This window comes from Cupriavidus sp. 05T313, assembly GCF_056396665.1.
In genome coordinates this window covers 13,999-39,502 of sequence record NZ_JBFTLX010000033.1, presented here as the reverse complement: position 1 = coordinate 39,502, position 25,504 = coordinate 13,999, and the positions used below count along the sequence as shown (strand labels likewise).

Sequence of the window (25,504 nt, the reverse complement as noted above, 5' to 3'; positions counted from 1 at the left end):
CCTACGACCTGCCCCTTTTCGTCGAAGCCGATGCGCGCGCGGTGGACATGTAGCGGGCGATAGTAGCCGCCCTTGATATCGTCTTCGCGACTCCACATGACCTTGAGCGGTTCGGCATGGCCTCTGGCAATCCACTCGCGAAGTACGCCTGCCGATTCGACCAGGTAGTCCGACGTCGGCACGGCACGCCGGCCGAAGCCACCCCCGGCCATCATCGTATTCAGCGTCACCGTCTCGACCGGCAGCGACAACGTTTGGGCGATCGCCGCCTGATCGACAGTCTGAAATTGCGAGCCAACCCAGACCGTGACGCTGGTCGCCATATTGCCGCTAATCTCGGCCTGCATGGTACAGTTGAGCGGTTCCATCGGCGCGTGCGCGAGATACGGCAGCCGATATTCGGCATCGATCACGCGCGCAGCGCCCGCGAGGACCGCCTGCACGTCGCCACTCTCCAGCGGGACCGCCATCTTGCCCGGTTGCATCGCAAGCTTGCTGTATTCCTCGTAAAGCGCCTGCGTGCTGACCTTCGAGCCCGTGTCCTCCCATTCGATCTGCAGCACGTCACGCCCCTGCTTGGCCGCCCAGTATCCGTTGGCGACCACCGCCACGCCGGAGCCGCCGCGATCCGCGGGCACCTGCATGACGTCGACAACGCCCTTGATCACGCGCGCCTTTTCCGCGTTGAACGACTTCACCTTGCCACCAAAGCGGGGCGGGTGCGCGACCACGGCCACAACCATGTCCTTGAGCCGGGTATCGATGCCGAACACGGGGTCGCCTCGCAGCTTCGAGGCGGCATCTAGGCGCGGCATTGGCTTGCCGATGAGGCGGAACTGCGACGGGTCCTTCAATACCACGGTCGTCGGCACCGGCAGACTCATGGCCGCATTGGCGAGCTCACCATAGGTGGCGCGATGCGTACCCGATGTGACCACCCCCTCCACGGCGGCGCAGCTGGCGGGGTCCACATTCCATTGTTTGGCCGCCGCAGTCACGAGCATCGCCCGAGCGCGCGCGCCGAGCTCGCGATACTGCGTAAACGAATGCATCAGCGCGGTAGAGCCGCCTGTCATCTGAATACCGAAGCCCGGATCGCGGTAAGCATCGCCGGCCGGGGCCAGCATTGACCGCACGTTTTTCCAGTCCACGTCGAGCTCGTCGGCCAGAACACTTTGTGCCGGTGCATCAGTGAACAGTAACCGCGCAATTGAGCACACTGTATTGAGAGTCGTTCTCGGCGAACAGGCGGGCTCGGCCGTATTGCGACCCTCGAGCAGGATCGGCAATGTCCGATGGAGGTACCAGGAATCGCGCGCCGGGGCAGTGCCGGCGCCCTGTCATGTCATCAACCGGGGTTCGTCATTGCGCTCTGCTGTCTGGCGTAGTTGAACGGCAGCAGGTCGCTGATGTCGGCGTCCGCCGCACGCTGCGGCAGCTCGGTGAGAACGTGACGTAGATACGCGTACGGCTCGACGTTGCAGGCGCGGCACGTGAGCATCAGGCTGTAGATCATCGCACTCGCCTTCGCACCGGCAACCGTGTCTGCAAAGAGCCATGCCTTTCTCGCGGTTGCAAAGGGTCTCACGTCTCGCTCTATCACGTTGTTATCGAGGGGCGCACGCCCGTCGATAACATAGCGGCTGAGGTATTCCCACTGATTGCGCGTGTAGCTGATCGCCTTGCCCAGCAGGCTTTCGGGCAGAACCTGCGGTGCCAGTTCGTCCAGCCATTTCCTGAGCGCCTCCAGCAGCGGTACGCTGTGTTCCTGCCGCAGCCGGTAGGTGTAGCCGGCCCGTGTCTCGCCCTCTGGCAGTTCTCTGCGAGCAAGTGTCTCGACCTGATACAGCGCCTTGAAGTACTCGAGCGCTTGCTGTGCGCGACCGCCGGGCTTCTTCTGGCCCTTGTGCGCGTCGACGAACAGTCGTCGCGAATGGGCAAGACACCCGAAGTGCGTGACGCCTTTGAGCGTGCGCCAGGCGCTGTAGCCGTCGGTCATCAGCATGCCTTCGTAGCCGGCGAGAAACGCCTGCGGATATTGCTGACCACGCCCCGGCTGGTAGTCGAACAGCACCACCGGCTGTTCGCAGTCCTGTGCGCTTCTGTAGAGCCACATGTAACTCTTGCTCTGCGCGGTCTTGCCTTCTTCCTTGAGCACTTGCACCGTCGTCTCGTCGCCGTGGATCAGCGGCTGCGACAGCAGCGTCTGGCGCATCGCCTCGTACAACCGGCTGTAGTGCAGTTCGGCAGGCCTGATGATCCAGTTCGCCAGCGTGCCGCGGCCCGCCGGAATGCACGCACGGGCCAGCGCGTCTTCCATCCGGTATAGCGGCGTGCCATCCACGTGCCTGATATGACTTTCCCTGTCAACTGCGATCGGTTTTCAGTTCTACATTGACTTTGAATTTCCTGAGGGCGGCGTAGCAGTAATTCTCGACGGTGGATCACACTGATATCCGCGGGTTGGCTACCGCATTACAGATGTCCGTCTCGTGAGCCTGCCGCTTTCTTACCGCGCGAATCGGCCTGTACTCTGCCGTCACGAAGTACGTACGCGGGTTACTCCGGTACCGGGCTACGCCGCCTTCAGGAAACTCCTCCTGTGGTTGTAGGGCTGTGGTTGACGTAGTGCTGTTTTACATTGCTGGCGCCTCTCGCGGTATAGAGAGCGACATGGCGAGCTGGGCGATGTCCCAGATGAACCCCGCCAGCTCGCGGGCAACGGCGACCACCGCGATGTTCGCGTTCTTGCCGCGCGCAGCCAGCTTGCGATATCGCTGGCACAGTCGAACCTGTGCATCCCAGGCGCGGTCAATGATGGCCTTCGGGATGCCGTCGTGACGGCACTGGATCGTCCGACTGATCCGTGCGATGTGGCGGTAACTCCAGGCGGCCTCGATGAGCAGCTTTCGTGCATAGCTGTTGCCTGTCTTGGTGATGCTGCCCTGGCGCCGTTTGTCACCTGAGGAGTGTTCGGAAGGCGTCACGCCGAGCCAGGCCATCAACTGACGTGGATGGTCGAAGCGCGAGAGATCGCCCACCTCGGCGAGCATGCCCACTGCGGTGGTGAACTGCACGCCACGCATGGCCTGCAGGCCTAGTACGGCCGGATAGAAGCGCCAGTTGACTACGGCCTCACGCAAAGCTGCCTCGAGACGGTTGCATTGCGCCAGCCGATCTTCGATCGCGCGCCGATGTTCTTCAAACGCGAGTTGCTGCCACTCGTTGGCGAATGAGTGGGTGCTCAGCCAGCGTCGATGAGCCGGCCCCCAGTTGGCGCTGCCGGTATAGCGCACACCGTGCAGCAGCAGGAACGATTTTAGCCGCTGCCGTGCCTGCTTCAGGTCGTCTTTAGCGGCGGCCCACGCACGGGCCAGATCCCTGAACGCCTCGTCTTCGACACCGGGCACGTACACTGCCGACAGGTCACCTGCACGTAACGCGCGTACCAGCTTGATGGCATCGCGTCGATCTGTCTTGACACGCTCACCAGGCTTCCTCGGAATCAGCGACGGCRCACAGACCATGCAGTCGAACCCTTTTTCTACCAGTTGCCTGTAAAGCCCGTAACCGCACGGACCCGCTTCGTAGACGATATGCACGCGTCGCCCTTTCGACTGCAGCCGCCTGCATAGGCGATCGATATCGCCCTTCGCGGTACCAATCTTGCCCAGTAGTTCTACGTCAACCATGCCGATCGCGTAGGCGATCGTGATCGACTCCTTGTGAACATCCAGACCGACGTACATCGTGCTATCGTGTTCCATGCTGGCCTCCGTGCGGGAAATCACCGGGTGTGGCCCTGTCCACACCGTGCGGCTATGGCAGTAATGCTGATATGACTCCCCGTGTCAATCGGGATTGGTTTGATTCAGTTTCACAGTTGCATGTTGTTCCCCAATTTCCTGAGGGCGACGTAGCAGTAAGTCTCGACGGTGGATCACGCTGATATCCGCGGGTTGGTTACCACATTACAGAGGTCCGCCCAATGAGCCTGCCGCTATCTAACGCCGCAAGTCGGATGAAATCCGTTGCCTAGCATCGTCGCGGGTTGCTCGTGTGCCGGGCTACGCCGCCTTCAGGAAACTGGCTCCACAGTAGGGTCAGATAGGTTGGTGGTACCTAAAGCGCTGGGTTACGTTGTCTGGGCCGCGTTCGGGACGGCAAGCGACATGGCGAGCTGGCTGATGTCCCAGATGAACCCGCTCAGTTCGCGGGCCACCGCAACCACCGCAATGTTCGGGGTCTTGCCGCGTGCGGCCAGTTTCCGATAGCGCCGGCATAGTCGAACCTGGGCGTCCCAGGAACGGTCAACGATGGCCTTTGGGATGCCTTCGTGCCGGCGCTGGATCTCGGGGCTCACACGTGCCGGGTGCCGGTAACTCCAGGCGGCCTCGATCAGCAGCTTTCTGGCATAGCTGTTGCCGGTCTTGGTGATGCTGCCCTGGCGCCGTTTTTCGCCCGACGAGTGTTCGGCGGGCGTCACACCGAGCCAGGCCATCAGTTGGCGCGGATGGACAAAGCGCGAGAGATCGCCCAACTCGGCGAGGATGYCTATCGCCGTGGTGAACTGCACGCCGCGCATGGCCTGCAAGCCCAGTACGGCCGGGTAGAAGCGCCAGTTGACCACTGCCTCGCGCAGGGCCGCTTCGAGACGGCTGCATTGCGCGAGCCGGTCCTCGATAGCACGTCGATATTCGTCAAAGGCAAGTTGCTGCCACGCGCTATCGAACGCAAATTCGCTTATCCAGCGCCGGTGCGCTGGTCCCCAGTCAGCTCTGCCGCTGTAGCGGACCCCATGCGAGAGCAGAAAGGCCTTCAGCCGTTGCCGGGCGCGCTTCAGATCGTCCTTGCCGCTGACCCAGGCGCGTGACAGATCCCGGAATGCTTCGTCTTCGACGCCGGGCACGTACACGGCCGAGAGGTCGCCGGCGCGCAGCGATCGCACCAGCTTGACCGCATCGCGCCGATCGGTCTTGACGCGCTCGCCGGGTTTCTTCGGGATCAGCGACGGCGCGCACACCATGCATTCGAATCCCTTCCCTGCAAGCTGCCGGTAAAGGCCATATCCGCATGGGCCCGCCTCGTAGACGATGCGGATCCGGCGTGCTTTGGACTGCAGGCGCTTGCACAGGCGATCGATATCGGCCTGCGACGTACCGATCTTGCCAAGCAGTTCGACCTCGCCCGCGCCGAGTGCATAGGCGACCGTGATCGAGTCCTTATGGACGTCAAGACCCACATACAGCGTGCTATCGTGTTCCATGCTGGCCTCCGTGCTGGAAATCGCCGGGTGTGGCCCTGTCCACACCATGCGGCTCTGGCAGACATGCTAACCCGCGTTTGATTCCTCACGGCGGGCCAGCCCTTGCCCCAGGGGAGTCATACTGACTAACCCGCGTTTACTCCCACGGCAGGCCAGCCTATGCCTCACGGAAAGTCATACTGCCTTGCCGGTCGTCACCGTCGCGATCATCGCCGGACTCGCGTTGCTACCTGGCAGCGGTTGTACTGGCATCGACGCGACCACGATCAGCGTGCGCTCCGCGTTGCGCTCGCAATGGCGGCACGCGTATTTGAACCGTACGTGCTGCAACACCGAGACCTTTACCTCGATGTGCAACTGCTCGCTCGTCTCCTCGCCCATGCGATGCAGCGGGCTCTGGCAGCATGGACAGATTTTCTGTTCCTCGGGCAGGTCGTACTCGATGCGCTGGCGCGGCAACGACGCCGGCAGCGGCTTGCGTCCCCGTTTGCGGTGTGCAGACTCATTGACTTCCGGAAGTCCCGTATCGGGCAGCGTGAACGCGTCATCGGGATCGTTGCCAGCAGGTTCTGTCGCGGCGATCTGCTCGGCTTCGTCAAACACCCGATCCTTGAGCTTCTCGCTGCTCGGCGCGTAGCGCTTGAGCTGCGCGAGGCGGAACTGCTCTTCGAGCTGCTCGATACGCTGCGAGAGTTGCTGGGCTAGCGACTCGAGATCCAGATTTTTCTTCTCGAGTTCGCGGATATAGGCCTGGACGTCAGGCGGCAGATCAGGGGTGAGGTCATGTGCAGGCATGCGATTCACGATAGTGCAATCGCATCGCCAACAGGTTTACGTCGAATCCAAAACAATGGTATCGGCCAATGCCCTGGCGAGCAGCCGCCTCGCGAAGCCTATGGCCAGAGCCCGCACCCTGGCCTCTCTCACGCTGACTCAGCTCGCGTGCCGGTAGCGCCGCGAAGGGTGTCGGCGAACGGCTTCGATGTCGATACCTTCAAGCAACCAGTGCAGTTGCTCGGTCGTGAGTTCCATCACCGCCTGCTCGCGGCGTGGCCAGGCGAAGTGGTCTGCTTCCAAACGCTTCATCAGGAGCCAGAATCCAGAGCGGTCATAGAGCAGAAGCTTGACCCGATTGCGGCCGCGGTTATGGAACGCGAAGACGGCCCGGGCGAACGGATCGAGTTGCATCGACTGCTCGACCAGCGTCACCAGACTGTTCAGGCCGGCCCGGAAGTCGATAGGCTCGCGGTGCAGATAGACCCGCAGGTCAGCGTCGAGGCGGAACATCAGGTGTCCCCCAGCGCCGCGATCATCGCCTTCACGAGCGGCCCATCTTTCGGTGTGCATTCGAGCTCGATGGTTACGCCGTTTGGCAGCCGTGCCGACAGGCGTGCCAATTGTGGCGAAGATGAAGATTGCGGCACGGGAACAGAAGTCGATTCCGGCGATGCCGGCCGTGACCGCTGGGCTTGAGGAGGTAYGCCGCGAACCTCCACTACCGGAACGAAGGCCGATGGCGCGCCTTCGACGGCGCTATCCATGTCAATACCACCTTGTCTTTCTGCTTTGTACTGCTTGACCCAGCGCCACAATTGGTTCGTGTTCACCTGGGCTCGGATCGCCATGCTGGCAACCGATACGCCGGGTTCAAGGCAAGCCTCGATCAATCTTCGCTTGCCCTGCCTGTCGTAGCTGCGTTTCCCGTTGGCGCCGACATTGGTCACTCGCAGCGGCAGGAAGTCAAAATCGCTATCGTCCATGAATTGTGCCCACGAAAAAAATCGCGGGCACAATCCTGCGCCTTTCGGGGCGTCAACGCTACGTGCGGAGAAAATCGCGCTTACAGTGAACAAGCCTTCGCTCAGGCTCGCAGCAAACTCAGCGGCGATGTCTTTGCTCACCTCAATGACTGGCTGCTTCAGCAAGTGTCCAACCATTTGCCGCGCTGGCATGGCTTTCGGCTGGTCGCCGCGGACGCCTCACACCTGCGTTTCGCCATCCGCCACAGCCATCTCCCGCGAGCCGCCACCCGCGATCAACTCGCCTTCGGCCTGTACCTGCCCGGTGCCGAGATCACGCTCGCCGCCTCACTGCATAGCGTGCACGAGAACGAACGCCAGATCCTGTTCGAGCATCTGGATCGCCTGCAATCCGACGACTTGCTCTTGCTCGACCGCGACTACCCCGCCCGCTGGCTGGTGGCCGTGCTCAACGAACGAAAAATCCCTTTCTGCATGCGCGCCGACGGCAGCGGCTTTACCGCCGTGCGACACTTCGTCCGCTCCGGCCGCGACGAGGCCATCGTCACGCTCCCGGCTCCAGCCCGCAATGACGCGCGCGACTATGAATGTGCGGCTACCCCACAAACCGTCCGGCTGATCCGGCAGATCTCGCCAGCCGGTAAGGTGCGCGTGCTCATCACCAATCTGCTCGACATGCACCGCTATCCGGCTGCCACCTTCCGCGATCTCTATCACCAGCGCTGGCGCCTGGAGGAGGCGTTTAAACGTCTCAAACACCGCATGGCACTCGAACACCTGTCCGGCCTCTCACAGTTGGCCGCCAGGCAGGACTTCGGTGCCAAAATCCTCTGCGACAACCTACACGCCCTGTGCTGCCTCACCGCCGCGCAGGAACATGACATTGACTCGGACCATCGGATCAACCGGACCTACGCCATCACTGCCCTCAAACGTGTCCTGCCTGCGGTGCTGCTCGGCCTGCGATGGGCCAAGGCTGCTCTGAATGAAACCTTGACCTTGATCGCAACACGTATCCATCGCGTGCGACCGGATCGCGCCAAGCCTCGACCGCCTCGTCATAAGCCTCATCGACATGCCGCCTATAAGGCCTGTTGAGGCTTAACTAGGGTGGATTGCATCGGCAACCCGGTCAAGGACGTCAATACCGTCACTGTGCAGCTCAACCTTGGCCGTGGGCTACCGATCATGGCACTTAGTGCTCTTAGTGCCGCCTGGGCCGCAACAGATTTCTCAGTTGACTCTGCGAACACGTAGGACCTCGACTAATCGAAATCGCTCGTGCAATCGAGCTGCGGCGTGGTCGACGTTAAAGGTGAGGCAGATCTAACTTCAAACGCGCCTGCGACTCATTCACACTATGGGGGTCTCTCAGTTTCAGGAAGGCGCCCCGGCACATAGCGAGGCATCCGCGCCTTCTCATGCAGGGATTTCTTCCCTTGAGTAGAACTTATACTTGTAAGTAGTACAATATCCTTGCTAGTATAAATCGAGCAACAAGGATTGAACAGCCGCCACCAGCACATACCGGTTCGCGGCCAGGGCGACCTATCAACGGAGACAAGTAATGAAAGTGCTTTCTAGCCTGCTCGGCGACACGGGCCCAGACCTCGAGCGACCGTCGCGCAGGGTATTGCTGCAGAGGGGCGGCACGTTGGCGGCGGCCCTTGCGCTAGCGCGCTGGCCACAGCCCGCCTTTGCGAGCGACCCGTGGCCTCGCAAACCAGTTCGAATCGTGGTCCAGTTCGGGCCGGGTAGTGCCAGCGATCAGCACGCCCGGTTAGTCTCGGAAGATCTCCAGGCCGCCTTCAACCAACCCTTCATTGTGGACAACAGGCCAGGCGCATCGGGGATCCTAGCTGCGGAGTATGTTGCGAAGGCGACTCCGGATGGCTACACGTTGCTCCTGACAACGAACACTGCGAGCTCGATCAACCCCTTCATTTTTAAGAAGCTGCCATACGACCCCATTAAGGACTTCACCCCGGTCGCACGCCTGAGCTTCATGCCGTTCATCGTACTCGTCAGTGCGGAGCTTCCCGTGAAAAATGTTCGGGAGTTGGTCACGTATGCAAAACGCACCAATATTTCGTATGGCTACGCAAATGCCACTGGGCAAGTAGCTGCGTCGACACTCGCCAACCTCGGGCATTTCGAAGCAGGCGCCGTACCCTACAAGAGCACGCCTGCAGCTATGACTGACCTCATTGGTGGGCATATCGCATTCATGATTGGCGATCTCGGCYCCGCCTCCTCACTCATTGCTAGTAATCGAGTTCGACCACTAGCTGTAATCACTTCCAAACGCAGTACCTTGGCCCCCGCACTTCCCACGGTTTCTGAGTCATTGTCGATTGATTTCGACCTACCTAGTTGGCTGGGCATCATGGGACCAGCCGGGATGCCAACCCCCATCGTGCAAGCCCTGAACACGCGGATCACTTCACTGCTCGGTCGCAAAGGCACCGCTGAAAAGCTGGCGGCCGCAGGCGCGGAGCCGGCACCAGCCACTCCGACAGAGCTCGCGGCGTATATGAAGCAACAACTCGAGGTCTGGCGCATCAAGGTGCGGGACGCAGGAATCCAGCCTCAGTGACTTCCAGGGAGAGAACCGTGACATCAAAACTGCTGGATGGAATCCGCGTCTTGGACCTGACTTCTGTCATCGTTGGCCCCGCCTGCACCGTACGACTCGCCGAGTACGGGGCCAACGTGACAAAGATCGAAGCGCCTGAAGGCGATCTCTTACGCACACTGGGCGGTCCCTCCCCCAGTGGCCGTCATGCTGGAACTTACCTGCACCTGAATCAGAATAAGCGTGCCGTCGCGCTTGATCTAAAACATCCCGACACTGCTGCGATCATGGAGCGTCTGCTCGAGACGAGCGACGTTTTCGTCTCCAATCTCAGGCCAGACGCGCTAGCCCGCTTGGGGCTAGATGCAGCTTCCGCGCGTGCGCTGCACCCTCGCCTCGTGCATTGTGTTATTACGGGCTTCGGTCCGGGACCTTACCGCGGTCGCGCCGCCTACGATAGTGTCGTACAAGGTGCAAGTGGCGTTGCGGCGGTCTTCGCGGCGCGCGACGGAAAGCCCTCCTACGTCCCTCTGATGATGGCGGACCATGTGGTTGGCGAGATCACCGCGGGCGCCATTCTTGCCGCTCTTTGTCACCAGGGTCGTACGGGTGAAGGGGCTACCATCGAAGTACCGATGTTCGAGACCCTTGCCGCAATGGTCCTGCAGGAGCATCTAGGACCGGCAAGCTTTGATCCCCCACTTGGGCCGATTGGTGATCGACGCATCCTGAGCCCACACAATCAGCCCATGGCAACAGCCGATGGCTGGATCAGCCTTACTGCCAACACTGACGCACAGGCGCGCTCACTGCTTCGTGCTCTCGGACGCGAAGATTTACTCGATGATCCTCGCTTCGCCACGGCCACCGCTCGCTTCCGCCACGTTGATGATTGGTTCTCCATCCGCACTGACTCGCTCAAACAGCGTACAACGAGCGAATGGCTGCAGATCCTGGGAGAGTACGACATCCCCTGCATGCCATGTCACACCCTGGACTCTTTGCTCGATGATCCACACCTCCGCGCGGTTGGCCTCGTGGAGCCCCCTCAAGATCATCCCGACGAAGGCCGTGTACGAATGCTGCGCTCGACCATTCTCGTCGATGGGCGCCCAGAGCCAGCCGGTAGGCCCCCATCCGGCCATATTGGCGCCCACACCTGCGCCGTACTGCGCGAAGCCGGGTACCGCCAAGACGAAATCGACGCGCTAATCGCTTCTGGCGCCGTGCGCGGCAGTCCGATTGATTCGATAGAGAAGCGGAATGGCTAAGCCAGCGTCCCACCAGATTTAACCCCACAAGGAGCAGTTGTGCTTTATGAGATCGAATGCTTGAATGAGGAAGTCGAGGAGCTTTCCAGTCTCCTATCCTCGTTGGCTTCCACGGATTGGGAACGTGTCACCGCCTTCAAGAGTTGGACAATCAACGACGTTGTTCTGCATCTGTATGCCAGCGACTACATGGGAATCGCGTCGACGACGTCCGAGGAAGCCTTCCGCACGTTGCGCGAGGACATGATGAGACACCGCAATGCCGGTGCCACCCCGATCGAGGAATCGCGACATCGCTTCCCAGGACTTTTCGGGAGAGGGCTTTATGAGGTTTGGATCGAACAGGCACACGAAATGAGCCGTCGATTAAGTATGCGGACTCCAGAAGAAAAGCTTCCATGGGCTGGTCCGCCGATGACTGTCCCATCCTTTGCGGCAGCGCGCCAGATGGAAAATTGGGCGCACAGCCAAGAAATCTATGACACTTTGAATCTTCAACGAGCGGCGACAGATCGGCTGAAGCCGATTGCCACGCTGGGCGTAAAAACGTTCAAGTGGGCCTATGTCAATCGCGGCTTACCGGCCCCCGATGCACCGCCGCGAGTTCGCCTTACAGCGCCATCGGGCGCCATCTGGGAATGGAACGCGTACAACACCACAGACATGATTGAGGGTGACGCGTCGGAATTCAGCCAAGTCGTCACTCAGGTCCGCAACCTGGCCGACACGTCGCTGCGCGTAGAAGGTGAGATTGCCCGTCAATGGATGCAAATCGCCCAATGCTTTGCCGGCGCGCCCTCGAATCCTCCGGCGCCCGGCTCACGCCGACGCGGAGTCTGAGAATAGGAAGATGCCCCGGATTRCATTCTGTGCACCCGGGGCTGACTCTCGTGCCGAACTCACGCTCAGGCGCAGGTCACTCAGACTAGCGTCGCACCTCAAGGCCTCGGATCAACGTCCGAACCATTTGCCGAGCAAGGACAAGCCGCGCCTCTAATCCCTGATCTGCCTCGGGTCGCCACCAGATCACGGACCACTGAATCCCTCCGAGAATTGTTTTCACGGCAATCGATGGTTCGGTGTCACCTGACACCGAACCATCTGCTTGTGCAGCCGCAACCTCCGTTCTGTACATCTGCTCCAAACGATCGCGACTCGCAACCAATTCATCAAAGGTCATCCGCTGCACCGATGTCATCGCACTGAATCGATGTAACTGTACGCCCTGCGCGACGACATGCTCGAAAGCGTGATACTCAAACATTGTCAATGCATGAGCCTCGAGCATGGCTGTCACTGCAGGCAACCCGGCATGTTCTGTCTTGCGGGCAGCCGCCACGGCCTCAGTTAACGCCGCCATTCCGACCCGATAGACCTCGAAGAACAAGTCCATCTTTGAGAGGAAGTGGTAGTACACGAGGCCCTTGGTCGCCCGTATCCGTCGCGCCACATCATCAATGCTGGTTGCATGGAAACCGCGCTCCATAAAACACTCCGCGGCAGCCCGAAGTAGATGCATCCGGCTCTCGGAGGAGGTCGAGAATGCGTCTTTCATTCGACTGCCTTGACCATGTCCTCAACGAACTTCTTGGCATCGCCGAAGACCATCATCGTCTTGTCCATGTAAAAAAGTTCGTTATCCAGGCCTGCATACCCAGTTGCCATGGAGCGCTTATTGACAATCACCGTCTTCGCCTTATAAGCGTCAAGAATCGGCATGCCAAAAATTGGACTTCCCTTTTGCAGGGCCGCCGGATTGACGACGTCATTTGCACCAACGATGATGGCCACGTCCGCCAGTCCGAAGTCGTTGTTGATGTCCTCCATCTCGAAGACCTGATCGTACGGAACCTCTGCCTCGGCCAGCAGCACGTTCATATGACCGGGCATACGTCCGGCAACGGGGTGGATCGCATAGCGCACGGAGACTCCCTTTTCCGTAAGCTTTGCCGCAAGCTCCTTCGTCGCGTGCTGAGCGCGAGCAACGGCCAACCCATATCCGGGCACGATGATCACCGTTTCCGAGTTTCCCAGGATGAATRCAGCATCGTCGGCGCTACCACTTTTCACGGTGCGCTGCGTCGTTGTCGATTGCTCGCCAGAGCTGGCGTCGCTCCCGAACCCTCCCAGAATGACATTCAGGAATGCTCGGTTCATCGCTTTACACATGATGTAGCTCAGAATCGCTCCCGAACTGCCAACCAAGCTGCCCGAGATAATAAGCATACTGTTGTTCAAGCTGAATCCAATTCCAGCAGCGGCCCATCCCGAGTAGCTGTTCAGCATCGACACCACGACGGGCATGTCCGCGCCTCCGATCGGAATGATTAGCAGCACGCCGAGCAGGAGGCCGATCATTGTGAGGACCGCGAACGCCATCACGCTCTGGCTACTCCAAAACTCGACTGCAAGATACGCGCATGCCAGACCTAATGTGAGGTTAAGCGCGTGCTGACCAGTGAACATTACTGGCGCCCCTTGGAACAGCCGGAATCGATATCTGCCAGATAGCTTTCCAAATGCGATGATCGATCCGGCGAAAGTTACGGCCCCAATAAAACTGCCCAACGCCAGTTCCAGGCGATTGCCGGGAGGGATCCCATTACCCTCATCAACCAGGCCGAAGGCCGCAGGCTCCGTGACTGCGGAAAAGGCTATCAGCACTGCGGCCATGCCGATCAAGCTATGCATGAAAGCTACAAGCTCTGGCATCTTGGTCATCTCCACCCGACGCGCGAGATAGACGCCTGCGCTTCCTCCGACAATCAGGCCCAACATGACCCACGAGAGGCCGAGGGGCGAGCCAGCCAGCGTCACGATCAATGCCGCTGTGGTCAGCACGGCGATTGCCATGCCCACCATACCAAAGCTGTTACCACGAATTGACGTAGACGGATGACTCAGGCCTTTCAGTGCCTGGATGAAGCAGACACTCGCGACGAGGTACAGTAGCGTGACGACGTTCATGCTCATGCCGCACCTCGTTCGATGCTGGCCGCASCCTTGCCCTTCTTCTTGAACATCTCGAGCATTCGGCGTGTTACAAGGAACCCTCCGAACACGTTGACTGCCGCCAAAGCGACGGCCAGCACGCCAGCCGCTCTCGCGGCGCCGCTTTCCGTGAGACCCGCCGCAAGCATCGCACCGACGATGACGATCGCAGAGATCGCATTGGTGACGGCCATCAAGGGCGTGTGCAGCGCCGGTGTGACGGTCCACACGACGTGATAGCCCACATACACGGCGAGCACGAAAATAATGAGATTGATAAGAGTAGGTGAGACGGTATGCATGTTTTGGAACTCCGGTCAGCGGCGCTTGATCTCGCCGCCATGTGTCATCAAGCAAGCCTCGACGATGTCATCATCGTGCGGGACTTGTACGGCGGAAACACCGGTCGGCAGTATTAGTTTCAAGAACTGCAGTACGTTTCGCGCGTAGAGCGCGGAACTGTCTGCCGCGACCAAGGATGGGAGGTTGGTCTCGCCGATCAACGTGACCCCATGTCTGACGATTGTCTGGCCTGGCACCGTAAGGGGACAGTTCCCCCCCGCGGGCGCGCCAAGATCGACGATGACCGATCCTTGCTTCATCGACTGGACCATGTCCTCGGTGATCAGTGTCGGCGCGGCGCGGCCTGGGATCAAGGCTGTCGTGATGACGATATCGGCCATTGCCACGCGCCGGCCCACTTCGATCTTTTGCCTATCGAGCCACGATTGTGGCATCGCGCGCGCGTAGCCCCCGACCCCTTCGGCAGCCTCCCTTTCCTCAGCACTCTCGTAGGGGATATCGATAAACTTTGCGCCTAGCGACTCCACCTGTTCCTTGACTGAAGGCCGTACATCGGAGGCTTCGATCACGGCTCCCAGCCGCTTTGCCGTTGCTATTGCCTGCAGTCCCGCGACGCCGACGCCAAGAATCACAACACGTGCGGCTTTGATCGTTCCCGCTGCGGTCATTAGCATAGGAAACAGACGCTGGTAGTTGCTCGCCGCGAGCATCACGGCTTTGTAACCAGCGATATTCGCTTGCGACGAAAGGACATCCATGGGTTGTGCGCGCGTAGTGCGCGGCGCTGCTTCAAGCGCGAATGCGGTCAAACCAGCGGCAGCCATGCGAGCAAGGCCTTCACTGTCAAAAGGGTTTAACATTCCCACCAGAGCCGCTCCCGGCCGCATGATTGACAGCTCGCCGGCGGACGGAGCTCTTACTTTCAACACCAATTGCGCATCAAAAGCGTTCGTGGCATCCGTGACACTTGCACCAGCGGCCTCGTAGGCCGAATCTAGTGCACTTGCCGCAGTGCCCGCCCCTGTTTGGACACGGACGACGTACCCTTGTGCCACCAGCGCTTTTACGGTTTCCGGAGTCGCAGCCACTCGGAGTTCTCCGGAAGCCGTTTCACGCGGCACACCGATGACCAATGGTGCATCGACATAAGAGGAGCTTGTTTTAGTGACCGCGACCATCACACCCTCGCCCGTCCGCTGCTCATATCGGAGCGCATCTGTGCAGCGTACTCTTTGAAATCAACCTCGAGCGTGTAGCGCGCGGACCCCACGTAACGCTTTTCGAGTGCGCGCTTGTGCTGCATGATCTCCTGATACATGACACCACGGGTAGGAAGTTTGACATGGCCTGCAAGTACACGCGCAAGCCACTGCCCTTGGATCTCGACTAGTGGGATCGTCGGCCCGATCGGTTGCACCAGTCCCGCAAAGTAAAGCCCTGGTGCGTGAGGAACCGCCATACGTCGATAAAGATCTGCCTTGCCGTCGTCCACTTTAAAGACGCGTTGGTCGATAAAGGGAAAGGTTGTCTTGTAGCCGGTTGCGTAGATGATGGTATCGACCTCTGCGGCACTACCATCCTCAAAGCACACCTTTTCGCCGATCAGTTCCTTCACATTCGACTTCACTTTGATCCAACCGTGGCCCACATAGGGCAACAGTTCCTGGCTAAGCGTCGCGTGCTCGCGCCAGATTGCATGCTTCGGCCGCGGAACGCCGAAGCGGGATTGATCGCCCACGGCGAGGTACATCAGATGCTTCATGGTGGTTCGGACCATGCGCGTAGGCAGTTTCAGCTTTGAGCCTAGGAAGGACGACCATCGATCGCTCGGCAGCCCCATGATGTACTTCGGCATGATCCATGCACTGCGACGAGTCGAGATATAAGTGTTCTTCGCAAGCTTGCAGACATCGACCGCGATGTCCACCGCCGAGTTTCCGATGCCCACCACAAGCACGTTCTTTCCAAGAAAAGGCTCTGGCGTTTTGTAATCATGCGCATGCAAGCTCTCGCCCTGAAACTCGCCATTGAAGCGCGCCCACCGCGGATCCCAAAGATGACCATTCGCGACGATCACCGCGCGATATCGCTTCGATTCGCGGTCGTGGAGTGTGACTCTCCACGCTCCGTCGGCATCCTGACTTACGCTCTCGACTTTTGTGTTGAAGCGCACGTGAGGTCGAACCTTAAAATGATCCGCATAGTCCGACAGATACTTGATCACTTCAAAGTGAGAGAGAAAGTCCGGATAGTGGTCTGGGATCGGATAGTCGGAGTAACCAAGGTTGCGTCGGCTGGTATCAATGTGCAGGCTGCGGTATGCGGACGACATCCCGTTATCGTTTTGATAGCGCCACATCCCACCGATGTCGGATCCGATCTCATAGCAATCGAATGCCACACCGCGCTCGAGGAGCGCCTTTGCCGTAGTTACACCGGAAGATCCTGCCCCGATGATGCAAACCGGAAGAGCCGAAATATCATTCATCGCAATACCTTTCTTGGAATAGGGTAATCGTTCAAAACTGCATCGCGCTCAAACAGTGGCGATAGGGGTAACCGGGGAAGCAATTGCGCCAGGCAGTCGAAGCGGTGGCGCTGTCAGCAGAAATCGAGAATGCCCTTGCCGGCGCAGATGATTGGCAAGCGGACCTAAGTGCCACAACTCACCAAGATGAATCCCCTGCTTGAATAGGCAATGCTCGTGAAGCGGTAGCGCCGAGCAACAGACATCACCCAAGCCACGCGCGGGATAGGCTTCGACCGCGTAGTTGTCGGCAACAATGGCGGCAACGCCGGAGTCCGTGATCCATTGCAATAGACCCGAGTCCCGCCCATCAAGTACACAGCCGGTCTGCTCTAGTACTGCAATGTCGGGGCTACCTTGCATGCCTAGAACAGCGTCCGCGAAACCGGTATGCAGGCATACGATGTCCCCCTCTTCGACCGTCACACCATCTTTGGCAAGCACATACTCGAGATCAGACAGACCAATGAGTCGTCTCCCCGCGCCGAAGTTTGCGAGCAGATCAATCATCACGCCGCGACCTTGAACGCCCTTAGCCGCCATATGCTCAATGCCGAGCGCTAAAGCGCGCGACTCCACCTGCGACTCGTCGCATCCATCGATCAGAACAATGTCCTCGCCCGCTGCGAAGCCGTTGTAATAGACAGGGCGCGGCACGCCGTCGTCGAGTACATCGAACATAGCTCCGACATGCGCAAGCCCATCCCACTGGGTAGAGTATTGGAGGTGCAGGATCGCGACGTCATCGCTCAGCACATCCGTCCTCAGAGGATCGACATCGGCCAGGCGGAAATTCAGACCGAGTCGCCCATGCCTGCGGGTAGGGCTTAACTGCGGCGGGTGGCGATTCGGGTTCAGGATATTGCCCCCGGGTAGATCGAGGGGAAGGCTTAGGCAAAAGCTCTTGCCCTCTCGCACCTCGGCAACTGCCGCCCGGGTTCTCTCAGGCGTCAGCAGGTTCAGGCGCCCCAACTGATCGTCAACGCCGAAGTCTCCCCAGTTGGATCCATCGGGGCGCCGTTCCCAGCGGCTTTTGGTCATGATCGTTCTCCTCCGTGGCACACGACAGGCGCCTCTGTGTCGGTCAAGCTACTGAGGAGTATGCCCAACGATCTACTTGAATGCAAGATATTTATTCTTTGCAGTTGTGTTATCTACTTGATAGTATGATGACATCAGATAGGAGGCAGCATGACGATCGAGTTTTTCTTTCCCGACGCTCATCCGCACGGCACCCAGGGGGGCCACGCGAACGATGAGGCCGCAAGTGCACTGGAGTTCACCGCCTTGAGGCCAGGCCGCTGCTATGGCACCCATGAATTGGCCCTGACGCCTGAACTGGTTGAGGCATGGTGCAAACTCTATGGCGCGCCGCTTCCAACACGAGACGTACCAGCAGGCTTTCTGTCGGTGATTTCCATCCGTGCGTTCATGGCGACGATGCCAGTTCGCCCCCCTGGCGGGATCCACGCAGCCCAACGCTTTACGATTCATGCGCTGCCACGCGTGGGCGAGCGAGTGTTGACATCCGTGCACTGCGGAGCGAAGGAGGCACGTAATGGAAGGCTCTGGGTTGACCTAGAAATGAAGTGCCGCGGTGCGGCCGATCGCACGCTCTTCGAAGGCGTCCACAAGGCCCTGTGGGCACGCTAACTAGGACTTATACGATGAAACTAGAACCCCTCTCGCTGCACATCACCCCTGAAGCCGTTTTAGCGTACGCGCATCTAACCGACGACTTCAATCCCATCCATTTGGACGCAGCGTTTGCAGCTGCATCGCAAATGAAAGGACAGATCGCTCACGGCACTCTGTCGTTAGGCGTGCTATGGCAGGCGCTGGCACAGGTTCCCTCCACGCGCCCGGAGAGTTGGATTTTGGACATCAGATTTCAGCTGCCCGTACGCCTTGGAGACCGCGTTACCGCCGGCGGCAGCATGATTGATGCAGACTCACTAGAGGTGTGGGTGCGCAATGATCACGGACAAACGGTGATCGCCGGAGTCGCTCGACAAGCCAGATAGGTCGTCACCCAGCATGAGTGTACTCCGCTGGGGTACCCAGCATACGGAGCGCAAATTCGCAGAACTGTTCCACCACTACCTCCGGCGCTGGATCGACGTTGGTTCGGTACCAGCGTCGGACCCATTGCGTCATCCCCATGACCGCACGAGAAGCGAGTTGCGGCTGATCTGTAAGGAACACCCCCTGTGCGGCGCCGTCTTCAATGATGGCACTCAATCGCTTATGGAACTCCATCTCTAATCCGCGAATGTCGACCAGCATCTCCTTCGGAAGATGCTTCTCCTCAGCGGCCATAAGCGTCCATAGGCCTCGGTTGACGATATTGCGACGCATCGCCGTGCGGATGAAATCTTTCAAGCGCTCGACCGGTGCACCCCCGCTCATCGTCGAGCCATTCAGCATCGATAACGACTCCCGCAGTTCTCGATCGCAGATGGCGGCAAGTACCGCGTGCTTGTTGTCAAAGTACTGATAGATGAACGGCTTGGTCATCTTCAGTTGTTCGGCAATCGCATCCATGGTCGTGCCAACAAATCCATGCTCCATGAATAACTTGGCAGCCGCCTGCAGGATGCGCTCGATCTTCAGATTGCGAAGCTCATCCTGGAGGGATGGCTCCGCGTCAATACTCGTGGGAACGACCGCCCTTTCCTCGCTATCGCCAGGTATCGGCTTGCGCCGCCCTGTCTGCTTGCGAGCCGGTCGCGCCTGAGATGCTCCGGCGCGAGATCCCGGCGAGTTCTTCTTCTGAGTGGTCATGTCTTTTCCTAAGTTCTGATCAGTCGCTGCTAACTACCTTGACTTATTCATACTGGATAGTAGACTATAGAACCGTGCAGTACCAGATTTTGACGAACGACGTCATCGACTCGGCGTCATGGCGCGATCCATCCGACGACGGTTCATATATCTACCTACCAGTATGATCTCTGATTCTACCGCAATTGCCGAGGTGTGCCAGTGAGTTGGATCACAGGTGTCGGATTGACCTCATTTGGCCGGCTGTCAGGGCAGGACACGCTTGCGCTGATGGCGGACGCTGCAGAACTTGCGCTGATTGATGCTCAGCTTGTTAGATCGCAGGTGGATGGATTGCTTTGTGGCTACTCCACCACTATGCCCCATCTCATGCTGAGCACCGTGTTCGCGGAGCATTTTGGCCTATCGCCGAGCTACGCGCACGGTATGCAAGTGGGTGGTGCCACCGGTCTCGCAATGCTGATGCTCGCCCACGAGCTTGTAAATGGCGGATTGTGCAACCATGTGCTTGTGGTCGCAGGAGAGAACAGGCTTAGTGGCCAAAGCCCAGATGAGGCGCTACGCAATCTGGCACAGGTTGGACATCCGCGTTACGAATTACCATTCGGCGCAACTATTCCTGCCTACTATGCCCTCGTTGCCTCTCGATACATGCATCGATTTGGGTTACGGGAGGAAGACCTAGCTGAGCTAGCTGTCGCGATGCGCCGCAATGCCAAATTGCATACCGGTGCTCATCGCCGAGAGCCAATCGCCATTGATGACGTGCTGAACTCGCGCAGCATCGCGTCTCCCCTGAAGCTGTTGGATTGTTGTCCTGTCTCAGACGGCGCTGCAGCATTTGTCGTTAGTCGCGAACGTACCTCTGCGTTCGGCGTTCGCGTATTGGGTTGCGRCCAAGCCCATACCCACCAGCATGTCACTGCCGCCCATGATCTGACAATGTTCGGCGCTGCTGCATCGCTTGAACAAGCAAGCGCGCGCACAGGCGTTCTCGCCGCCGATGCCCGATACGCGGCAATCTACGACAGCTTCACCATCACGCTAGCCATATTGCTCGAGGAACTCGGCTTGGCGCCTCGTGGTGGCTCCGCCGAGCGCGCCCGCAATGGGGATTTCGATATCAATGGCAACTTGCCCCTTAACACGCATGGAGGACTCCTGAGCTACGGCCATTGCGGCGTCGGCGGAGCGATCGCGCATCTGGTCGAAGCACATCAGCAAATGACTGAGCGCGCTGCTAATCGCCAGGTCCGCGACGCCTCGCTCGCGCTCATACACTGCGACGGCGGTGTTCTGTCGTCGCATGTCACGGCATTCCTGGAGAGAGTCCATTGAGCACCGTAGCTATTGCCGATTGGTCTACTGGCGAGCCCGGCATCGCATATCAGCTTTGTGAAAGCTGCCGACACACCTGGTATTTCGAACGCTCCTTTTGTCCAAATTGCGGCGACAAGCGACCGAGCCGGCTGCAAGCAAGTGGTCATGCGAGAGTGTATGCCGCCACGACCGTGACGAGGGCACCGTCGCCAGAGCTCGCCGAGTTGGGCCCTTACGCGATCATGCTGCTCGACGCGGAGGAGGGATTCCGAATGATGGCGCACGGAGACTCTTCGCTGCAAGTTGGAGACATGGCACGAGTGACCTTTCGCCAGTTCGGCGGAAGGCTTACACCCTATTTCATTGCACCGAATGCACGAGACTGAAGAGGATTGATTGGCGCTTTGGCTCGACAGAATCGATTCGCCGACCGGCAAGACTCGGCGATTCCACGCAACTCAAAGCATCGCCCCGTGCTGAGTAGTCTATGGTCCTAAGCGCCATTTCGTCGTCTGAAGTACCTTCACAAGGCCCTACTGCCGAATGACACTCTTTCGCAGGCCGCCTGTTTAGCCTTTACCTATTCTCACTGTCATCGAGGAGACACCCTATGACACCAAGCAATACCACTCCGCCCGCCGAAGGCTGTATCGACACCGAAGTAGTCGATGGCATTCTGCTGATCGGGATTAACCGTCCCTCGAAGCGCAATGGCATCACACCCGTGATGCTTAGGCAGCTGGCCGAAGCCTACACGCGGCTCGACGACGATCCCGACCTCCGAGTCGGTCTACTCTATGCTGTCGGCGAGCACTTCACCGGGGGCATGGATCTTCCCGCGCTCGCCGAGTACCAGAAGCGAGGGGAACGGCCGGTACCGCGTGATCAGAATCTCGTGGAAGCGCACGACCTCGGCTTGCCTGGCTACCGGCGTCGGACCAAGCCCGTTGTTGCGTCCGTCCAAGGCATCTGCTTTACCGTGGGAGTAGAGCTGATGCTCGCAGCAGATATGGTCGTCGCCGCCGATAATTGCCGCTTCACCCAAATGGAGGTGGGCCGCGGAATCATGGCCGCAGGTGGCGCCACGATGCGCATGGCACAGCGATGCGGATCGGGTAATGCTCTCTATCTTCTCCTTACAGGGACTGAGTTCAATAGTGTTGACGCCCTTCGTTTCAACTTTGTGCAGAAGGTTGTGCCTGCGGGGGAGCAGTTTGCTGAAGGGCTGGCGCTTGCCCGGCGCATCGCGCAGCAAGCGCCGCTTGCGGTTGTCGCCACTCGGTTGAACGTACGAAAATCGATCGAGGAAGGGCCGCTGGCGGCCGTGGCAGAAATACTGGATGTGCAGAAGCGATTGTCCTCGAGCGAGGATGCTGCAGAGGGGCGACAGTCATTTATTGAGCGTCGCCCTCCCGTGTTCACGGGTCATTGAGTGACTTTCCATCGAGACGGCTATGACAGACTCACTTCCTTTTTCCCCATCATCGTACGAAGCCATCGTCTTCGAGGTAGTCGGTGACGGCATCGCCATCGTCACGCTGAATCGGCCCCAGGCRCGCAACGCTCTTGATATGCGTATGCGCGAGGATTTGGCGAGTGTCGCGGAATATCTGCGTACGGCTTGCTCGGTGCGAGCTGTCGTGCTCACTGGTGCCGGAGGGAGCTTCTGCGCTGGCGGTGATCTGCAGTCGATGGGCGAAGAGCGTACTGGTCCACAGTCACGTAGGCGAGTCGCCGAGCTGAACAATTGGTGCTCGAAGCTCGCTGCTCTTGAGATTCCGGTTGTCGCTGCCGTCGATGGTCCTGCTTTTGGCGGTGGCTTCAATCTGTGCCTTGTCGCGGACTTCATCCTCGCGACGCCGACGGCCCGGTTCTCGCAAGTGTTTGCAAGGATTGGCCTAATACCAGACCTCAGCGGCCTGTATTTGCTTCCCCGCATGATCGGTCTCCAGCGTGCTAAGGAGCTGGTCTTCAGCGCCCGCACTGTTGAGGCCGACGAAGCCCGACATCTGGGAATCGTTTATGAGATCGTTCCCGCGGAAGAACTTCTTAAGCGCGCGGTAGATCTTGCGAGTCGCCTCGCACAAGCCTCCTTACCTGCGTTTGGCTTGACGAAAGCGATTCTGAATCGTTCGTTCGAGACTGATCCGCGCACTCTGGCTGAACTCGAATCAATGGCCCAAGCCATYGCCATGAGCACGAACGAGCACCACGACGCCGTCTCACGCTTCCGCGCGAAACAGCCGTTGGCGTTTGAGCCAATCAAACGATCGGCGTAATCGCTGCCTCACCCACTTGGAGTTTCATAAATGCGCACACTGCCTGCCATCTTTGACAATCTGGCGCTGCCGATCATTGGCTCGCCCATGTTTATCGTCAGCAATCCAACGCTTGTAGTAGAGCAATGTAAAGCAGGGATTGTTGGATCTGTGCCCGCTCTGAACGCGCGGCCGCAGTCTCAGCTCGATGAATGGATCAGCGAGATCCGCGAGCGCCTTGCCGCCTACGATAGTCAAGCTGCAACTCCAGCGGCGCCGTTCGCAGTCAATCTGATCACGCACAAAACAAACGCCCGGCTGGAGCAGGACCTGGAGGTTGTGATCAGGCACAAGGTGCCTCTTGTGATTACATCGCTCGGCGCTCGCCCAGAGGTCAACGAGGCAATCCACGCGTACGGTGGCATCGTGTTCCACGATGTCATCAACAACACGTTTGCACGTAAAGCCATCGAGAAGGGTGCTGACGGGGTAATTGCCGTGGCGGCCGGCGCGGGTGGCCATGCGGGCGTGAAGAGTCCGATTGCACTGATTCAGGAGATTCGAGAGTGGTTTGACGGCCCCTTGGCATTGAGCGGTGCAATGTCGACCGGGAACGCCGTACTAGCGGCCCAGGCTCTCGGCGCCGACTTTGCTTATATCGGGTCTGCCTTCATCGCAACCCATGAGGCGCGTGCTCCTGAAGAGTACAAGCAGGCAATTGTTGACGGGAACTCTGATGACATTGTCTATACGAACCTGTTCACCGGAGTTCACGGGAACTATCTTAAGCGTTCGATTAGTAATGCCGGATTGGACCCAGCCAACCTACCGACCTCCGAAGGGCGTGACATGAACTTTGTTGAGGGGGAAAGTAAGGCGAAGGCGTGGAAAGACGTCTGGGGTGCAGGACAGGGAATTGGTGTAGTTCGTGAGGTGACCTCCGCTAAGGCGTTGGTCGCGCGTCTAGGTGAGGAATATCACGCTGCACGACATCGCCTCGGCTTGGCAAACCAGGCTTAGTTGCCACCGAATGGACGCGCGCAGCGTGTGCGTCCGTGTCTGTGTGCTTTGCCGCGGCAACACGTTCTCTCGCCCAAGGCGTAAATGGGATCCTCTCATGGATCCCATTTATCTTCAAGCCGCTAGTGAGACTGCAGCTTGCGGACGTTTTGGGACACGCGGCCTCCCCGATCGTCGGCAAGCGTCTATTAAGCTCAGGCGGGTCCCGAATCTGAAGCGGCGCGATTTGCCCAGGCCACGTTGGAGCGCCACGGCATTTCCGGCAATGTCGGCTATCTCACTATCAACCTGGTCTCATGCGTGCAGTTATTTGATTTGTCGCTGCGCAAAGTACAGCGTGTCTGCGCTTGCGCTCTGCGTTTCCTAAGCAATCTGCCGTGGGATGGGCTCTTGGTTTGCCTGGCGGCCGCGCGGATCAAGGCGTCCGAGATTTACAATGAGCTGACCCTGGGTGACAATCGTGTCGGCGATGCACCGTCATTTGATTTGTTTGTTGAGGGTCTGGGCCCTTCCGGGTTGGAGGTCGAATGCAAGTCAGTGTCGAACGACAAAGGCCGCCGCTTCGACGACGATCAGTGGAAAGTCGGGTGTGCGGGCTGACGGCACACAAATCGAAGTTCGCGATTTCCCTGCATCATATGCTGCTGCCATCGCGTCAATGCACGGGCAGTACAACGCGAAGCGCTTGAGTGGCTCACTCGGACTCGAAACGTGCGCCACTTCACTGAACCTGCGCGGGGACGCGGTCTCTCTGTCATTGCAATCCAGAGCATGAAGCGACATACCTTCTTGGAAAGTGCGATGCGAATGGCATCCGATGCAGCCACGCGGCAGTTGAGCGGTAAGCTCGTGATGGGCCTGGAAGCCGTCTCAGGGACCGAACTAGCGGCGCTTGCGGAGCAAGATAACGGGCCAGGCAGCGTGTTTTCTGCTTTGCAAATTCGTGTCAGTACGCCTGAATCGGCCCGAAATGGCAGACGTGATCGGCGCTACGTTCGTCGGTAAAAAGGAAATGTCGGATCTTGGGAATGCGCTGGCGATTCAAGGCCGTTCGTACACCTTCTTCAACACCGAGAGTCCGTTCTGGTATCCGGACTTCGCTCGCATATTTGAGACACACGCAATCACGTCGTCGGCTCAATCCTCTTCTGCTACGCATTGATCATGGTACTTCCCACCACCACTTATTTCGAGAATGAGCTTCGCGATGCCTACGACATGCTACGCAACCACGATCCATGGGCCTACATCACCGATGTGTTGACCCGCCTGCCCACCCACCTGAACAGCCGCATCGACGAGCTGCTTCCCCACAACTGGCGTCCCGCACGCTGAGCGCGTCTGCTCTCTCACAACCGCTCTCAACCGGCAACGTGGGACGGCGAGACGCTTACACTGCATCATCAAAAATCCCGGGCGAAAAGCGTTC

Annotated in this window: 24 protein-coding genes and 4 pseudogenes; 14 read left to right on the top strand and 14 right to left on the bottom strand. The window is 59.1% G+C overall.

Features of this window, described 5'->3' with window-relative positions:
- From AC1DKD_RS10620 to tnpA, 7 genes and pseudogenes are all read right to left on the bottom strand, one after another.
- Nucleotides 1-1,169 (bottom strand): annotated as a pseudogene (locus AC1DKD_RS10620) (xanthine dehydrogenase family protein molybdopterin-binding subunit); the annotation flags it as partial.
- 179 nt (nt 1,170-1,348) lie between these two features.
- Nucleotides 1,349-2,350, bottom strand: a pseudogene (gene tnpC / locus AC1DKD_RS10615) (IS66 family transposase); the annotation flags it as partial.
- Nucleotides 2,351-2,636: 286 nt separating this feature from the next.
- Nucleotides 2,637-3,767, bottom strand: a complete 1,131-nt coding sequence (locus AC1DKD_RS10610) for an IS110 family RNA-guided transposase (protein ID WP_477143262.1) — start codon at nt 3,765-3,767, stop codon at nt 2,637-2,639.
- A gap of 368 nt (nt 3,768-4,135) precedes the next feature.
- Nucleotides 4,136-5,266 carry an IS110 family RNA-guided transposase gene (locus AC1DKD_RS10605; protein ID WP_477143261.1) on the bottom strand — a complete coding sequence of 377 codons (1,131 nt, stop codon included), beginning with the start codon at nt 5,264-5,266 and terminating at the stop codon, nt 4,136-4,138.
- 177 nt (nt 5,267-5,443) lie between these two features.
- A pseudogene (locus AC1DKD_RS10600) lies at nt 5,444-6,061 on the bottom strand (transposase); the annotation flags it as partial.
- Nucleotides 6,062-6,199: 138 nt separating this feature from the next.
- The gene (tnpB, locus tag AC1DKD_RS10595) at nt 6,200-6,553 is read right to left on the bottom strand and encodes an IS66 family insertion sequence element accessory protein TnpB (RefSeq protein WP_477104415.1); all 354 of its coding nucleotides are present in this window, start codon (nt 6,551-6,553) and stop codon (nt 6,200-6,202) included.
- On the bottom strand, nt 6,553-7,026 hold the full coding sequence (gene tnpA, locus AC1DKD_RS10590) for an IS66-like element accessory protein TnpA (protein WP_477143260.1): 474 nt from the start codon (nt 7,024-7,026) through the stop codon (nt 6,553-6,555). The genes tnpB and tnpA overlap by 1 nt, the downstream gene beginning before the upstream one ends.
- Nucleotides 7,027-7,029: 3 nt before the next feature.
- Here tnpA and AC1DKD_RS10585 point away from each other — a divergent pair, with 3 nt between their 5' ends.
- The 4 genes from AC1DKD_RS10585 to AC1DKD_RS10570 all read left to right on the top strand — a co-directional run bounded on the left by AC1DKD_RS10585 (nt 7,030) and on the right by AC1DKD_RS10570 (nt 11,712).
- The gene (locus AC1DKD_RS10585) at nt 7,030-8,124 is read left to right on the top strand and encodes an IS4 family transposase (protein ID WP_477104413.1); all 1,095 of its coding nucleotides are present in this window, start codon (nt 7,030-7,032) and stop codon (nt 8,122-8,124) included.
- A gap of 469 nt (nt 8,125-8,593) precedes the next feature.
- Complete coding sequence (locus AC1DKD_RS10580) at nt 8,594-9,622, top strand: Bug family tripartite tricarboxylate transporter substrate binding protein (protein WP_477143259.1); 1,029 nt, start codon at nt 8,594-8,596, stop codon at nt 9,620-9,622.
- Between the two features lie 17 nt (nt 9,623-9,639).
- Nucleotides 9,640-10,872, top strand: coding sequence for a CaiB/BaiF CoA transferase family protein (locus tag AC1DKD_RS10575; RefSeq protein ID WP_477104411.1), 1,233 nt, complete (start codon nt 9,640-9,642; stop codon nt 10,870-10,872).
- Nucleotides 10,873-10,911: 39 nt separating this feature from the next.
- Nucleotides 10,912-11,712 (top strand): TIGR03084 family metal-binding protein, encoded by an 801-nt coding sequence (locus AC1DKD_RS10570; protein ID WP_477104410.1) that lies wholly within the window; start codon nt 10,912-10,914, stop codon nt 11,710-11,712.
- A gap of 85 nt (nt 11,713-11,797) precedes the next feature.
- Here the strand turns inward: AC1DKD_RS10570 and AC1DKD_RS10565 are convergent, their stop codons facing one another.
- From AC1DKD_RS10565 to AC1DKD_RS10540, 6 genes are read right to left on the bottom strand one after another with little or no spacing between them, the layout of a single operon-like run.
- The gene (locus AC1DKD_RS10565) at nt 11,798-12,427 is read right to left on the bottom strand and encodes a TetR/AcrR family transcriptional regulator (protein ID WP_459568969.1); all 630 of its coding nucleotides are present in this window, start codon (nt 12,425-12,427) and stop codon (nt 11,798-11,800) included.
- Entirely contained in the window at nt 12,424-13,845 is a 1,422-nt protein-coding gene (locus AC1DKD_RS10560; RefSeq protein ID WP_477143258.1) for an NAD(P)(+) transhydrogenase (Re/Si-specific) subunit beta, read from the bottom strand. Before AC1DKD_RS10560 ends, AC1DKD_RS10565 begins: the two co-directional genes overlap by 4 nt.
- Nucleotides 13,842-14,165: an NAD(P) transhydrogenase subunit alpha part 2 gene (locus tag AC1DKD_RS10555; RefSeq protein WP_477143257.1), complete on the bottom strand. Its 324-nt coding sequence runs from the start codon at nt 14,163-14,165 to the stop codon at nt 13,842-13,844. The genes AC1DKD_RS10560 and AC1DKD_RS10555 overlap by 4 nt, the downstream gene beginning before the upstream one ends.
- Nucleotides 14,166-14,180: 15 nt before the next feature.
- Nucleotides 14,181-15,299, bottom strand: coding sequence for a Re/Si-specific NAD(P)(+) transhydrogenase subunit alpha (locus AC1DKD_RS10550; RefSeq protein WP_477104418.1), 1,119 nt, complete (start codon nt 15,297-15,299; stop codon nt 14,181-14,183).
- A 44-nt stretch (nt 15,300-15,343) separates the two neighbouring features.
- On the bottom strand, nt 15,344-16,654 hold the full coding sequence (locus AC1DKD_RS10545) for a flavin-containing monooxygenase (RefSeq protein ID WP_477104408.1): 1,311 nt from the start codon (nt 16,652-16,654) through the stop codon (nt 15,344-15,346).
- A 48-nt stretch (nt 16,655-16,702) separates the two neighbouring features.
- Nucleotides 16,703-17,734 carry a cyclase family protein gene (locus tag AC1DKD_RS10540; protein ID WP_459568965.1) on the bottom strand — a complete coding sequence of 344 codons (1,032 nt, stop codon included), beginning with the start codon at nt 17,732-17,734 and terminating at the stop codon, nt 16,703-16,705.
- 150 nt (nt 17,735-17,884) lie between these two features.
- On the opposite strand from AC1DKD_RS10540, the gene AC1DKD_RS10535 reads away from it, so the two are divergent.
- Both AC1DKD_RS10535 and AC1DKD_RS10530 read left to right on the top strand, forming a co-directional pair.
- Nucleotides 17,885-18,346 (top strand): hypothetical protein, encoded by a 462-nt coding sequence (locus AC1DKD_RS10535; protein WP_459568964.1) that lies wholly within the window; start codon nt 17,885-17,887, stop codon nt 18,344-18,346.
- A gap of 14 nt (nt 18,347-18,360) precedes the next feature.
- The gene (locus tag AC1DKD_RS10530) at nt 18,361-18,717 is read left to right on the top strand and encodes a MaoC family dehydratase (protein ID WP_459568963.1); all 357 of its coding nucleotides are present in this window, start codon (nt 18,361-18,363) and stop codon (nt 18,715-18,717) included.
- Between the two features lie 4 nt (nt 18,718-18,721).
- Here the strand turns inward: AC1DKD_RS10530 and AC1DKD_RS10525 are convergent, their stop codons facing one another.
- Complete coding sequence (locus AC1DKD_RS10525; protein WP_459568962.1) at nt 18,722-19,477, bottom strand: TetR/AcrR family transcriptional regulator; 756 nt, start codon at nt 19,475-19,477, stop codon at nt 18,722-18,724.
- Between the two features lie 201 nt (nt 19,478-19,678).
- On the opposite strand from AC1DKD_RS10525, the gene AC1DKD_RS10520 reads away from it, so the two are divergent.
- The 8 genes and pseudogenes from AC1DKD_RS10520 to AC1DKD_RS10485 all read left to right on the top strand — a co-directional run.
- Complete coding sequence (locus AC1DKD_RS10520; RefSeq protein ID WP_477143256.1) at nt 19,679-20,815, top strand: thiolase family protein; 1,137 nt, start codon at nt 19,679-19,681, stop codon at nt 20,813-20,815.
- Nucleotides 20,812-21,183 (top strand): Zn-ribbon domain-containing OB-fold protein, encoded by a 372-nt coding sequence (locus AC1DKD_RS10515; protein ID WP_477104407.1) that lies wholly within the window; start codon nt 20,812-20,814, stop codon nt 21,181-21,183. Before AC1DKD_RS10520 ends, AC1DKD_RS10515 begins: the two co-directional genes overlap by 4 nt.
- 224 nt (nt 21,184-21,407) lie before the next feature.
- A complete protein-coding gene (locus AC1DKD_RS10510) occupies nt 21,408-22,229 on the top strand; it encodes a crotonase/enoyl-CoA hydratase family protein (protein WP_459568959.1) in 822 nt (273 codons plus the stop codon).
- A gap of 22 nt (nt 22,230-22,251) precedes the next feature.
- Complete coding sequence (locus tag AC1DKD_RS10505) at nt 22,252-23,076, top strand: enoyl-CoA hydratase/isomerase family protein (RefSeq protein ID WP_459568958.1); 825 nt, start codon at nt 22,252-22,254, stop codon at nt 23,074-23,076.
- Between the two features lie 30 nt (nt 23,077-23,106).
- Nucleotides 23,107-24,075: an NAD(P)H-dependent flavin oxidoreductase gene (locus AC1DKD_RS10500; protein ID WP_477104406.1), complete on the top strand. Its 969-nt coding sequence runs from the start codon at nt 23,107-23,109 to the stop codon at nt 24,073-24,075.
- Between the two features lie 240 nt (nt 24,076-24,315).
- Nucleotides 24,316-24,675: a hypothetical protein gene (locus tag AC1DKD_RS10495; protein ID WP_459568956.1), complete on the top strand. Its 360-nt coding sequence runs from the start codon at nt 24,316-24,318 to the stop codon at nt 24,673-24,675.
- A 370-nt stretch (nt 24,676-25,045) separates the two neighbouring features.
- Nucleotides 25,046-25,237, top strand: coding sequence for a hypothetical protein (locus tag AC1DKD_RS10490; protein WP_477104405.1), 192 nt, complete (start codon nt 25,046-25,048; stop codon nt 25,235-25,237).
- A gap of 71 nt (nt 25,238-25,308) precedes the next feature.
- Nucleotides 25,309-25,410: pseudogene (locus tag AC1DKD_RS10485) on the top strand (transposase domain-containing protein); the annotation flags it as partial.
- Nucleotides 25,411-25,504 lie beyond the last annotated feature (94 nt).

Bases quoted from the DNA above. Each gene is read 5' to 3' on its own strand.
- tnpB (WP_477104415.1), bottom strand. From the start codon at position 6,553: ATGTTCCGCCTCGACGCTGACCTGCGGGTCTATCTGCACCGCGAGCCT.
- AC1DKD_RS10565 (WP_459568969.1), bottom strand. From the start codon at position 12,427: ATGAAAGACGCATTCTCGACCTCCTCCGAGAGCCGGATGCATCTACTT.
- AC1DKD_RS10545 (WP_477104408.1), bottom strand. From the start codon at position 16,654: ATGAATGATATTTCGGCTCTTCCGGTTTGCATCATCGGGGCAGGATCT.
- AC1DKD_RS10540 (WP_459568965.1), bottom strand. From the start codon at position 17,734: ATGACCAAAAGCCGCTGGGAACGGCGCCCCGATGGATCCAACTGGGGA.
- AC1DKD_RS10535 (WP_459568964.1), top strand. From the start codon at position 17,885: ATGACGATCGAGTTTTTCTTTCCCGACGCTCATCCGCACGGCACCCAG.
- AC1DKD_RS10530 (WP_459568963.1), top strand. From the start codon at position 18,361: ATGAAACTAGAACCCCTCTCGCTGCACATCACCCCTGAAGCCGTTTTA.
- AC1DKD_RS10525 (WP_459568962.1), bottom strand. From the start codon at position 19,477: ATGACCACTCAGAAGAAGAACTCGCCGGGATCTCGCGCCGGAGCATCT.
- AC1DKD_RS10510 (WP_459568959.1), top strand. From the start codon at position 21,408: ATGACACCAAGCAATACCACTCCGCCCGCCGAAGGCTGTATCGACACC.
- AC1DKD_RS10500 (WP_477104406.1), top strand. From the start codon at position 23,107: ATGCGCACACTGCCTGCCATCTTTGACAATCTGGCGCTGCCGATCATT.
- AC1DKD_RS10490 (WP_477104405.1), top strand. From the start codon at position 25,046: ATGGCAGACGTGATCGGCGCTACGTTCGTCGGTAAAAAGGAAATGTCG.